This window comes from Neolewinella persica DSM 23188, assembly GCF_000373105.1.
Taxonomy (GTDB): domain Bacteria; phylum Bacteroidota; class Bacteroidia; order Chitinophagales; family Saprospiraceae; genus Neolewinella; species Neolewinella persica.
Map to the genome: position 1 here is coordinate 47,338 of NZ_KB890430.1, position 11,326 is coordinate 58,663.

At 48.7% G+C, this 11,326-nt stretch carries 10 protein-coding genes; 6 read left to right on the plus strand and 4 right to left on the minus strand.

Annotation, left to right across the window (positions count from 1 at the left end; translation table 11 throughout):
• The first annotated feature begins 184 nt into the window (after positions 1-184).
• Positions 185-1,528 carry a dihydroorotase gene (locus tag B036_RS0112245; RefSeq protein ID WP_020569016.1) on the plus strand — a complete coding sequence of 448 codons (1,344 nt, stop codon included), beginning with the start codon at positions 185-187 and terminating at the stop codon, positions 1,526-1,528.
• Positions 1,529-1,644: 116 nt separating this feature from the next.
• On the opposite strand, the gene B036_RS0112250 is transcribed toward B036_RS0112245, so the two are convergent.
• Together B036_RS0112250 and B036_RS0112255 are read right to left on the minus strand one after the other, a co-directional pair.
• Positions 1,645-2,187, minus strand: a complete 543-nt coding sequence (locus tag B036_RS0112250) for a 3'-5' exonuclease (RefSeq protein ID WP_020569017.1) — start codon at positions 2,185-2,187, stop codon at positions 1,645-1,647.
• Between the two features lie 172 nt (positions 2,188-2,359).
• Positions 2,360-2,698, minus strand: a complete 339-nt coding sequence (locus B036_RS0112255) for a LytR/AlgR family response regulator transcription factor (protein ID WP_020569018.1) — start codon at positions 2,696-2,698, stop codon at positions 2,360-2,362.
• Positions 2,699-2,883: 185 nt separating this feature from the next.
• Here B036_RS0112255 and B036_RS0112260 point away from each other — a divergent pair, with 185 nt between their 5' ends.
• The 3 genes from B036_RS0112260 (at position 2,884) to B036_RS32040 (ending at position 6,072) form a co-directional block, all read left to right on the plus strand.
• Entirely contained in the window at positions 2,884-3,693 is an 810-nt protein-coding gene (locus tag B036_RS0112260) for a PhzF family phenazine biosynthesis protein (protein WP_020569019.1), read from the plus strand.
• Positions 3,694-3,857: 164 nt separating this feature from the next.
• Positions 3,858-5,342, plus strand: coding sequence for a T9SS type A sorting domain-containing protein (locus tag B036_RS0112265; protein ID WP_020569020.1), 1,485 nt, complete (start codon positions 3,858-3,860; stop codon positions 5,340-5,342).
• A 136-nt stretch (positions 5,343-5,478) separates the two neighbouring features.
• The gene (locus B036_RS32040; protein WP_020569021.1) at positions 5,479-6,072 is read left to right on the plus strand and encodes a M23 family metallopeptidase; all 594 of its coding nucleotides are present in this window, start codon (positions 5,479-5,481) and stop codon (positions 6,070-6,072) included.
• 173 nt (positions 6,073-6,245) lie between these two features.
• On the opposite strand, the gene B036_RS0112275 is transcribed toward B036_RS32040, so the two are convergent.
• On the minus strand, positions 6,246-6,482 hold the full coding sequence (locus tag B036_RS0112275; RefSeq protein ID WP_020569022.1) for a hypothetical protein: 237 nt from the start codon (positions 6,480-6,482) through the stop codon (positions 6,246-6,248).
• Positions 6,483-6,509: 27 nt separating this feature from the next.
• Positions 6,510-7,463 (minus strand): pepsin/retropepsin-like aspartic protease family protein, encoded by a 954-nt coding sequence (locus tag B036_RS0112280; protein WP_083926195.1) that lies wholly within the window; start codon positions 7,461-7,463, stop codon positions 6,510-6,512.
• 193 nt (positions 7,464-7,656) lie between these two features.
• On the opposite strand from B036_RS0112280, the gene B036_RS0112285 reads away from it, so the two are divergent.
• Both B036_RS0112285 and B036_RS29135 read left to right on the plus strand, forming a co-directional pair.
• A complete protein-coding gene (locus B036_RS0112285) occupies positions 7,657-9,279 on the plus strand; it encodes a CTP synthase (protein ID WP_020569024.1) in 1,623 nt (540 codons plus the stop codon).
• 266 nt (positions 9,280-9,545) lie between these two features.
• The gene (locus B036_RS29135) at positions 9,546-11,324 is read left to right on the plus strand and encodes a sigma-54 interaction domain-containing protein (RefSeq protein ID WP_020569025.1); all 1,779 of its coding nucleotides are present in this window, start codon (positions 9,546-9,548) and stop codon (positions 11,322-11,324) included.
• Positions 11,325-11,326 lie beyond the last annotated feature (2 nt).

Consider the following 11,326-nt stretch of genomic DNA (forward strand, 5'->3'; position numbering starts at 1 on the left):
TACCACTAAGTCACTAAGGGCATTAAGCGCTACACTAAGGTAGAGGAATAAAGCATCCCGGCTAAAGCCGAAGTTACACCCTACCCTGCTCTTCAACTTTCTTCTGCACCTGCGCGCCGTCGCCCACCTGACCTACAATATTCCCGGCCATCTTATTACCTTGCGCCTTCTCAATTATTTGACTATGCGCAAAGGCACTATTTTGATCAAAGGGGGCACCATCGTAAACCGGGGTACCCGTACTGTTTGTGACTTATACCTAAAGGATGGCTTCATTGAGCAGGTTGCCCCTTCCATCGACCGTTCCGCAGACCGGGAGATCAATGCGGAAGGCTGCCTGGTATTGCCCGGCATCATTGATGATCAGGTACACTTCCGGGAACCCGGCCTGACCCATAAGGCCACCATCAAAACAGAAAGCCGCGCCGCCGTAGCCGGCGGCACCACTACCTGGATGGAGATGCCGAATACCAAGCCCTCGGCCCTCACCCAACGCCTGTTGCAAGACAAATACGACATCGGAGCCGCCGTCAGTCCCGCCAACTACAGCTTCTACATGGGCGCTTCTAACGATAACCGGGAGGAAGCTTTGAGAACGGACCCTAAAACGGTGTGTGGGCTCAAGATCTTCATGGGAAGCAGTACGGGAAATATGCTGGTAGACGATGAAAAGACGCTCGACGCCTTGTTTTCGGACTGCCCCCTACTCATTGCCACACACTGTGAAGACGAAGCCACTATCCGCGGCAACGCCGCTGCTGCTCGGGCAAAGTATGGTGATAATATTCCGGTCGTTGAGCACCCCAACATTCGTTCCGCAGCGGGTTGCCTGAAAAGCAGCACGCTGGCCATTGAACTGGCCAAACGACACAACACCCGACTACATATCCTGCACATAAGCACTGCTGAAGAAGCAGAAATTTTCCGAAACGACATCCCGCTGGCGGAGAAGCGCATCACGGCCGAAGTCTGTGTGCATCACCTCACGTTCAATGCAGACGACTACCTGCGACTTGGGAATAAGATCAAGTGTAACCCAGCCATCAAATCCGAGCATCACCGTAAAGCCTTGCTGCCCGCGCTACTCGATGACCGGTTCGACGTTATTGCCACCGATCATGCCCCGCATACGGCAGAAGAAAAGGCCCAGACAGATTACTTCAAAGCGCCGGGTGGCCTGCCATTGGTTCAGCATTCTCTGGACATGATGATGCGGATGGTCCAGCGTGGAGAGATCAGCCTGGAGCGCGTCATTGAAAAAATGTGCCACGCGCCGGCCATTTGTTTCGAGATCGACCGTCGCGGCTACCTCGATGAAGGTATGTGGGCCGACGTTGTGATTTACGATCCGGCCACCGAATGGACCGTAGCCCAGGACAATATCTTCTACAAAGTTGGTTGGTCTCCGTTGGAGGGGGAACAATTCAAAGGACGGGTTCGCCAGACCATCGTTTCCGGGCACCTGGCTTATGACCGGGGGCTCTTCTTTGAGGAGATGAAGGGGGAACGGGTGCTTTTTGACCGGTAAAGACCTCCTTCATCAGACGAAAACCCGCTGCGCTTGTTTTCCTGGTAGACACCGCTTCACTGTTGGTAGTGGGTAGAGGATAGGCTACCGAGAAAAGGAGCGCAGCGAATTTTCACCTAGTATTGCCATACATCAATCAAAGCCTGAAATATTTTAGCGGTGTTCTTGGCATCCGTTAATGCCCGGTGTTGTTCCCCTTCCCAGGTAAGCCCCTCATGTTTGACGGCTGATTTAAGGCCGCGCTTTTTGGGAAGTTTCTTAATGTCCCGGTACTGGGCTTTGAGGTTGATGTGTTCATCAAGCCAATAGTCGTCAAGGCGATGCATCCGGCAGTCTGCACCTAATTGCTCCGGATCAAAGTCTCCCCAGCTGGCTAACAGGTATTCATCATACCCCACGCCGATCCAGTCTTGAAATTCCTTAACGACGCGTGTAAAGTCTCTGGCCCGATTGACTTCCTGTTGATCGATTTTAGTCAGGTTGCGACAAAAGTGACTCATCTGCGGATGTAGTGTTGGCTTGATCAGCCGGCTGAAATAGCCGTTAATCCGGCCATAGGCATCTAATTCACAAGCTCCGATTTCCAGGGTTTCCTGCACTAGTCCCGGTGGCCGTCCTTCCCAGCAGGTAGCCTCAATGTCGTATACAATAAACTTCACCCTCAGAGAATGCAGGGAAGGGGGTGTAAGGTTCAGCCAGAACGAAAATAACTGGTTTATGAACTGGAAGGCGCTATAATAAAAAGCCAGATAGCCCTGTGAGGGTTACCTGGCCAAAATATTCGTGACTGAAATAAATTCTTGAAATGAATCCGTTCTGAAGGGAATTCGATTAAAGGCGTGGCATACGGCTTTTAATCTCTGCGTGATAAGCTTTACCCATTTTGAGTTCATGGTCCCCAAGGTGGATTGTGCCAGTGGCAAAACTGATTTTGGTGACTCTGGTGAAATTCACCAAAACTCCGCGACTTGCACGAACAAATTCCGGAGCGTGTAGTTCTTCCGCAATTGAAGCTAACGAACGTTTGATGGCGAATTTCTTGCTTCCAGTCTGGAGGTAAGCATAATTGCCATCTGCCTGGATGTATTCAATCTCAGAAAGGGGAATTTTTACGTAAGTTGTCCCTTCCCGCAGGAACAAATGATCGGGAGATTTAGTAAAATAGTTCATAGGTAAAGTGCATGAATAATTGTATGTATCAGTTGCGGTAGCCTTACCCGGAAAACTTCGTTCCGGCCATAAGACGACTATGTGACGAGACTTACGTAAAAAAGTCACGGTTAGATGTCAAAGCGCCAAATTTTACCTACAGAAACACTATACTTAACGCCATAAACAAAAAACAATTCGCTCATATGCAAAATTTACCTCTCTACCAGGTTGATGCCTTTTCTGACCAATTATTTGGTGGCAACCCAGCAGCTGTTGTCCCCTTGCCACAATTCCTGCCGGACGAAGTCATGCAAAAAATTGCCGCTGAGAATAATTTATCAGAAACCGCGTTCGTCGTAGTTCGCGGGCCTGGGAAATTTGATATCCGGTGGTTTACCCCCACCATGGAGGTACGGTTATGTGGGCATGCTACATTAGCCTCAGCGCACATCATGTTTCATTCTGGTGGGCAACAATTTAAGAAGATGCACTTCCGTACCTGGGAGGCAGGAACCATCGTAGTTACCGCAAACGGGGCAGGTTCGTATTCAATGGATTTCCCGGCTGATATACCCAAAAAAGTTCGAGCGCCTAAGGGTCTGAAGGGTATCCTGGGCGGCCTTCAACCAGTGGAGGTTTATGCCGGTCTGGATGATTTGATGGTGGTATTAAAAAATCAAAAGCAGGTTAAAAACCTAACACCAAATTTCCCCATGTTGGCTTCCTTGAAAAAGCGGAGGGGCTTGTTGGTGACCGCAGCGGGTAAAAAGCATGATTTTGTCAGCAGGGGCTTTTTCCCGGCCTACGGTATTGATGAAGACCCGGTAACTGGTTCCGCACATACGCTTTTGACCCCTTACTGGGCAAAAAAATTAAAAAAGAAGCGGCTGGACGCCCGTCAGATTTCCGCCCGTGGCGGAAACCTAACCTGCGAACTAAAAGGAAAGAAGGTCCGGCTGACCGGTCAGGCCATCACCTACCTATCCGGGCAGATCATGCTGGAGAATCTGTAAGCCTTAACTTAGCGTTTGCTAACGGTGTGTTTGCCTGATGACGTACTGATGGTTATCCCGCCAGCACGCTTCGCCTGATTCGTAAAAATCAAACCGTTTAAGGTGTGACTTTGCTGCTTTTTTCACCGTCTGAATGACGCATTTACTCTTGAACAGAACAACACATGACACAACGTATTACTTTTCTCCTTCTGGCATTCTTGCTGGTTGCCAGTTTGCAGGCGCAAACGAAAGTTCAGCTGTCTATTCCGGACGTAATTGCCCCCGGGGGCGTTACCGAAATATGTGTGCCGATCATTGCTGATAGTTTCCCGAACATTGCCTCGTTGCAGTTTTCGATTGACTGGGACACCACCCAGGTAACTTTTACTGAAGCCCGCCTTGGAGACAACCCACTCGGCCTTGATGACATGGCTGCGTCCATGCCAGAATCCAATATTTATTTGATCGCTTTTCTTACGCCCGGATTAGTCGGGATTACTCTTGAGCCAGGAACCGTAATTCTTGAGCTATGCTTCGACGTAACAATGGAAAGTGGTTCAACGCCTTTGAACTGGGATGCAGCCCTTCCCGGAGAGTTTGCCCAGGAAGGAACGATTGTTGCCTTTCCCGACACCTTACTCTCAGGAAGTATAAACTATGGTAGCAACGTCGCCACCACGATGTGGCCCGGGGACACAAATGACGATGGCCAGATAGACCATAAGGATCTTCTCAACATTGGCCTCATCCATGGAACCAGCGGCCCGGCCCGTACACCTCCGGGAGTTACCTTTGAGGAGAAAGTGGCTCCGGCATGGCCCAATAGCTTTAACTCCGGCTTAAACCAGGCAAAAGTTGATTGTGATGGCAACGGCTTGATCGAAAGCCAGGATCTGACCTTAGTCGAAACCTACTATGGCCGGATCATTGATGGTCTCTGGGAACCTGGAAATGGTGCTTCCACCGGACAGGGACCAGCACTTGCCCTGGTTGGAGGTCCCATTAATTCCGGAGAACGTTCCACCCTTTCGGTGGCATTTGGGGAAAACAATGATCCTCTCGCAGTCGGTTACGGGATGGCTTTTGTCCTCAACTTCAATCCTGACCAAATTGACCTGAATACGATATCCGTCGACTTCGATGATTCCTATCTGGGAGAAGACCTGCTCACCATTGCCCGCCTGAGCCCGAATGAAAACGGCCGCCTGGAGATAGCCCTTAGCAGAAAGGACCAGGTCAACACAACCAACCCGGGCGGAGAGGTATGTAAGATCAGTTTTATCGCACTTGACAATGTCGACGGTGGAGATTACGACTTAACGTTTCAAATCGTCCCGGATACTTTCCTGTTAGCCGACCAGTCGTCTGCAGATATCCAAGGAAGTAACACCACCATTACCGTAATGGGAACTGTTGCCGTTCGGGAGCCGAACTGGGGAAGGGAATTGATCATTTTCCCCAATCCTTACACTGCTGGCCCGCTCAACATCAGAGGTAATTTGCCTTCGCTGGATCGATTGGTCATCTTTGATGTAAACGGACAACGGGTACGCAGGCTGGCAGGTACAACACGAGATCTCGATCTTAGTGATTTATCCGCAGGTACTTACCTGCTTCAATTAGAAAAAGGAGCTGAAAAGGTGGTTCGGAAGATCATAAAGCAATAGAACGCAAGCTACCTTTAAACCACTAAAAACCAGTAAATTAACCCTGGAATCAACCTTGTTTAAGGTAAGTATAACAGGTACCGTCAAACAATTTTTAACCGTTGCACCTTGTTAGAGCACTGAAAAGCAACCCATTATGTTCTACAAAGTGCTTCTATTAGAAATAGTACTGATTGGAGGTATGATCAGCCTGAAAGTTCGCCAAACCAGCGAGGCACCTCCTTCGTCAGGTACTGAAGTGACGGTGTCCTCCAGAGCCAGCGAAGATCGGGCGACAGACTTACTCCCTACAGAAAAACCAAAGCCCGTAAGCACTATCCGTAGTGGCGAGCTCACCTTTCCCGTTGCGGGTCATGATACAGAGGACGTCATCTCCGTATTTGGAGATAAGCGCGGCAAACGCAGTCATGAAGGCATCGATATTAAAGCTCCCCGAGGGACTTATGTAGTCGCTACTACCAATGGGTTCGTTGAGCGAATCAAAGAAGGGGGATCGGGTGGTAAGCAGCTTTACCTGCGTGATGCAAAGGGCCGGCTGTACTACTATGCCCACCTTGATTCGTGGGAGGTTGAAGAATTCGAACCGGTGGAAGCTGGGCAAATCCTGGGCACCGTCGGAGATACAGGCAATGCCAAAAACACCACGCCTCACTTGCATTTCGAGGTGCTACATGGTAAAGACAAGGAAGCAATAGACCCCATGGAATATTGGGCCCCCACTTTTCCATAGGGTTCCTTTTCTAAGTTTTGAAGCTTTAATATTCCCAAACCGTAAAGGTTTGAGGTACAGCTGACTTAAGAACAGCAGATGGCGCGGCCGCAGGTTCAGGGAAAAGTTGATAAGGAGCAATGATAAACCCTAGAGCGTGCCTGAAATTTCAGACAAGGTCTTAGTCGTCCTCATTATTCTCCAACCTTGATTCTAAGATCATAAGGCAGTTGAGAAAAAGCCATTCGAGCCATTTTCTCCAGTTCTTGCGGAGGTAATGCTTCTGGCTGCAGAGGTTCCTGACGAATACTAAGCGGAAGCACCTGGCCATCCAATTTGCCAAATCGAATCGCGATTCCTTTCCGGTTGTTGCGGACGATACAGGAAAGAACGTGCGCCCGAAAACGCTCGGGAAATTGACTTAAGTCCATTAGTGAAGAATTGCGGGGAATCCCAGGTTACCAAAAATAAAGTTTCCGCCGCCGATAATCAATACTAACAACGTAATCATGTAAAAATGCCGAACCGATGATCCCCGAAATTGGTGCTCCCGATGACGATTGAAGATGGGTAAGGTCCATACTCACAAAGGAGATGTCCTCCAGTTTTGCAGGGTCAACAATGCTAAGTTCAGGGATGGTTACCACACTGTTCATTGAGCTGTTTCCATCGAGCCCCTGGATATTCATCTCCTCACCACTAGCCCGCAAAAGCGACTTGTAGCCTTCGTCAATGATATTGACACCGGCTCCGGTATCGATGGCAAAACGTAGTTTACGCTTTCCGATTTTAACGGTGATGACCGGAAGGTGGTCCACAAAATCGAATTTCAGGACCTTGCGGGGTTCCTGGCCCTTATGCAAGGGATGTTTGACGGATTTTCGTAATTGGAACTTGCCATCAGGAAAATTGATGCGTAGCTCTTTATTATCCAACAAGTCATGGCCGACGAATCCGTCAATGGTTTGTCCTGTTCTTTGCTCCATTGAGCGTAGATCGAGTGCAAGCGCCCAGCGCTTACCAAGGTTACGACCACCGATTTCAAACGATTCTACCATCTGATTGGTCAGGGCAACACTCCCTCCAGTAGCAACTCCCGCCGGAGCCGGATGCCCCTTCACATCTTTGCCCCGATTATTCAATAGTAAAGAAGGGGCGCCGGTGTCCAGGACGAAATTACCGGTCTGGCCATCAATACGAGCAGGAAAAAAAATCAGGTTCCGGGTAAGGTTAAATGGTTGCTCAGCAATGTCCGCATAATCGGTATTAGCTGTCCGCTCAACACTGAACGGTGCTTTCAAAACGGACACTGCATCCTGCGTCCGCGCCGAAAAAATACATAGTATAACCACCAGCACTGAGCAGTAGTACCTATTTATATGCCCCGACTTGCCGATATGATGGCTTAACATTGCAACTGATTAACAAACGCTAAAGTAACACCTAATTTACATTAAATTAACATTGGACGTGTTTTTAACAGTGGGACTTCTGATAACGGCTTAATCTTTTTCTAAAGTCCGGAGGAAAAGTATTTCAAATAGCTGTCGAAACATTAGGCTTGGCCGATATATGTGCTACCTTTGTTTCCCGTAATTTAACTACATGAGCAAGTATATTTTCGTTACGGGCGGGGTCACATCATCCCTTGGTAAAGGCATCATTGCCGCTTCTTTAGCTAAGCTTTTGCAAGCCAGAGGTCTTTCAGTGACCATCCAAAAATTCGATCCCTATCTCAATGTCGATCCCGGCACACTGAACCCGTATGAACACGGGGAATGCTATGTTACCGATGACGGAGCGGAGACCGATCTCGATCTGGGACACTACGAACGATTCCTGAATACGCCTACCAGCCAAGCGAATAATGTGACCACCGGTCGCATTTACCAAACGGTTATTGACCGGGAAAGGAAGGGAGATTATCTGGGCAAAACAGTCCAGGTTATCCCGCACATTACGGACGAGATCAAGCGACGGATGCAGTTGCTAGGACAGACCGGGGACTATGACATCGTCATCACCGAACTAGGTGGCACCGTGGGCGATATAGAATCGTTACCCTACGTTGAGAGCCTTCGCCAGCTTATCTGGGAACTTGGTCGGGACAATTGCGTGGCTATCCACCTCACCCTCATTCCTTACCTCGCTGCCGCTAAAGAACTAAAAACCAAGCCTACCCAACACAGTGTCAAGGAATTGCTTTCCGCAGGTATTCAGCCCGACATACTGGTGGTCCGAACGGAGCACCAGATCGACGATTCCATCCGGCGTAAACTCGCCTTGTTCTGCAATGTAGAAAAGGCTTGCATTATTGAAGCGATCGACGCGGAGACCATCTACGACGTTCCCCTGTTGATGTTGAAGGAAGGGCTCGACGCCCAGGTAATGAGTAAACTGCGGCTGCCCGACCGGAAAGCCCCAGACCTTCGCCGATGGAAAAAGTTCCTCGGCAAACTAAAGAACTCTACCGGTGAAGTAACCATCGGCCTGGTTGGAAAGTACAACGAACTGCAAGACGCCTATAAATCCATTTACGAAGCCTTTATCCACGCTGGTGCCATAAACGAGTGCAAAGTAAAGGTCGTTCCCGTCCATTCCGAACAACTGGAAGGAACCAAGGTAGAGTTGGGCCGGTACCTCAGTCAGTTCGATGGCGTTCTGGTCGCCCCCGGCTTCGGTGAGCGTGGAATCGAAGGAAAAATTGCCGCAATCCAATACATCCGGGAAAACAACATTCCGTTCTTCGGTATTTGCCTGGGCATGCAATGTGCAGTGGTTGAGTTCAGCCGAAACATGGCTGGCATCCCTAATGCCAGCTCTACTGAAGTAGATAAGGAGACCAAGGCTCCCGTCATTGCGATAATGGAGGAGCAAAAGCAAATTGAAAACATGGGAGGAACCATGAGACTAGGTGCCTACCGCTGCGAACTAACGCCAAAGTCCATTGCCGCAAAGGCCTATGGCACCACTTCCATCGATGAGCGCCATCGTCACCGGTACGAATTCAACAATGCCTATCTGGACCAGCTGAAAAAGGCTGGTATGCAGATCACTGGCATCAACCCGGATACTGGCCTGGTGGAGATCATCGAGTTGAAGGACCACCCTTATTTCATCGGTGTACAGTTTCACCCGGAGCTAAAGAGTACCGTGGAGGCACCGCATCCTTTGTTTGTTTCCTTTGTGGCGGCTGCAATGAAGTATAGCGATAGAAAGGAAGACTAGTACAGAAAGCCGGAGCGTCGGACGATATTAAACAGCCCTAATATATGCTGTTATTTCCAACAGGAAATATACATTCAGGGCAACACTGAGCAGAGAGCGGTATACTAAGAGAAGAGAATTAGAACCTGAAGAGCGCTAAAGAATGAGCTTTATGGTGGCACCGTGTTCATTTCTTTGTTGTAAATTTGATACGTACTCGTACCTGAAATCTGCTCGCTTTATCATTCTTTTTTGTTTGAGGGCTGTTAATTTTTACCTACCGCTTTATGGAAGCCCAGTTATCTCGGCTACTACATATTGTTCAGTTGCCTGCTTTTTTAGCATCAACCAGTTCGGAGCTTCTTTATCTCAACGACGAGATGAAGCGGTTGATCGGGGGTGAAAATTCTGCACGCCAGAGGAGTTTGGTTGGTCTTGGCATTTTTAACAATCAAGCAGAGTTTCGGGGATTTATAAAGGGTTTTACTACCGTAGGGCCTGTGCAACGCGTTAGCTTACCTGCTACCCGATTGCGGAATAATAGTCATACGATCTGGCTTAATGCGGTTTACATAAAAGAGGTTGATATTGTCTTTTGCACCATTTCTATTAAGGACAAAGACTTACCCGAGGTAGTAGTTAATGCGGAGCATCCATTTGCTTATCTTGAGAATCTGCCGCCACTGGTGTTAATGGTGAATGGGAAGGGACAAACAAGTTACCTGAATTTTGCGGCTCAACGGATTCTTTGCCCGGCCGAAGCCGATGGGAAAGATATCGAATTGAACATGAGCGCGATTGACACTGAATTTTCTGAAGTTTCCTGGCGTCATCGATTAAAGGTTGCGCGCGAAAAAGGTTGTGCTAAATACGAAACTCAGTTTATACGTCGCGATGGGAAACTTCTGTCCGTGGAAGTAGAGATTTGTGACGTAAAAGGATATCCGGTTCATTCAGCCATGTTGGTGGCTACGGATATTTCGGACCGTAGAAAATTGGAACAGGAGTTGCGGTCCGCCCAATTAGAGCTAAGTACTTTAGCAAGCGAACGTGCTCGCGACAAGGAGTTCCTTAAGGACCAATTCAGGCAGTCAAACAAATTAGAAAAGACGTTAAGTAAAAACTCAAGCTACCGACGGGTAATTGAGCAGATTAAAAAAGTAGCCCCTACTGATTCTACTGTTTTGATCATGGGAGAGACGGGTACGGGCAAAGAACTTGCGGCGCGTGCTATCCACGCCGGCAGTCACCGTTTCAATGAGCCCATGGTTATTGTTAACTGCGGAGCTTTGCCGCGAGAACTTATTGAGAGTGAGTTGTTCGGATTTCGGAAAGGGGCGTTTACGGGTGCGATTCGCGACCAGGCAGGCCGTTTTGAACTTGCTGACAGGGGAACACTTTTTCTCGACGAGATTGGAGAGATGCCACTTGAATTACAGACGCGACTGCTTCGCTTTCTGCAGGAGGGTGAATTCACGCCAGTAGGAGGAAGTGAGCCTATTTATGTGGATGTCAGGATCATTGCCGCAACGAATCGAAACCTCGAAGCAATGGTAAAAAAAGGAAAATTCAGATCCGATCTTTTCTTTCGGTTGAATGTCTTTCCGATCTACAACCCACCGTTGAGGGAACGAAGGGAGGATATTCCCTTGTTGATCGATCATTTCATCCAGAAACACGGGCGGCGCTTGAATACCCAGGTTGAAGGAGTACACCCTACTATGCTTGATCAACTTATGCAAAATCCATTCTACGGCAATATCAGGGAGCTGGAAAATATCGTTGAGCGCGCACTCATCACTAGCGAAGGAAGGTTACTACGCTTAGATTGGAGCATACTTCCCCAGGTTTCATCAGGAGTTTCGAAGGAAGGTCAAAAATCGTCAGCGCAGATTGATTTGCCTGTGGCTGATTCGACATTGGATGAAATGCAAAAGAACTACATTGAGGCCATCCTCCGTAAAACGGGCGGTAAGGTTAGCGGAAAGGGTGGTGCAGCAGAAATTTTGGGACTTAAACCCCAGACGTTGTTTTCCAAAATCAGAAAGCTGGGGGTCAAACGGTAACT